This is a genomic window from Pseudomonas sp. N40(2020) (assembly GCF_014472415.1).
Taxonomy (GTDB): domain Bacteria; phylum Pseudomonadota; class Gammaproteobacteria; order Pseudomonadales; family Pseudomonadaceae; genus Aquipseudomonas.
In genome coordinates, this window is the sequence record NZ_JACSZV010000090.1 from 1 (window position 1) to 839 (window position 839).

Below are 839 nucleotides of genomic sequence, written 5' to 3' on the forward strand. Positions count from 1 at the left end.
TTTCCATTCCAGGGAGTGAGTCCGATGATCGGTAGCGTCAGCAACTACACGAGCTATACCAGCACCAGCAGCACCACTACGCAAAACGCCCGCAGCCAGCAACTGCAAAAAGAACTGTTCGCCAAACTCGACAGCAACGGCGACGGCGCGGTGGATCAGGACGAACTGAACAGCGCCCTGTCTCAAAAATCCGATGACGGCCTGCTGGTCAACCTGAGCAAACAGTTCGGTGATCTGGACAGCGACGGCAGCGGTAGCCTGAGCGCCGAAGAAATGACCGCCATGGCGCCCCCACCGCCACGCGATCAAGCGCCCAGCACCGACCTGGCCGACGCCCTGATCAGCGCACTCGACATCGACGGCGACGGTGCCATCAGCAGCGACGAACTGAGCACCGGCCTGACCAGCGCCGGCAGCACCGCCGACAGCAACGAAATCTTCTCGGCACTGGACAAGAACGAAGACGGCGTCGTCAGCCAGGACGAACTCACCGCCAGCCTGACCCCGCCGCCACCGCCTCCGCCACAAGTGAATAGCGATGAACTGTTCAGCCAGCTTGATGCCGACGCTGACGGCAGCGTAACCGCGACCGAACTGAGCAGCGTGTTGCAGGCCAGCGACAGCACCTCGACAGCCAGCACCGACACCAGCGCCGCGCTGCTCAAGGTTCTGGATAGCGACAGTAGCGGTGGCGTCAGCAGCGATGAGTTGAAGGCAGCTTTGCAGTCTGGACGTGAACGTCTGGATGAGGAGCAGACCGCCAGCGCTCAGACCAGCGCAGACGCGCTGAACCGCATGATTGCGAACTTGAGCAAGCAGTACTCGTTGGATAATGCGGC

Annotated in this window: 1 protein-coding gene; it reads left to right on the forward strand. The window is 61.6% G+C overall.

The window, feature by feature from the left end; translation table 11 throughout:
- Positions 1-24: 24 nt before the first annotated feature.
- Positions 25-839, forward strand: an 815-nt coding sequence (gene xopAW, locus IAI51_RS27740) for a XopAW family type III secretion system calcium-binding effector (protein ID WP_187681374.1), incomplete at its 3' end; no start/stop codon positions are given.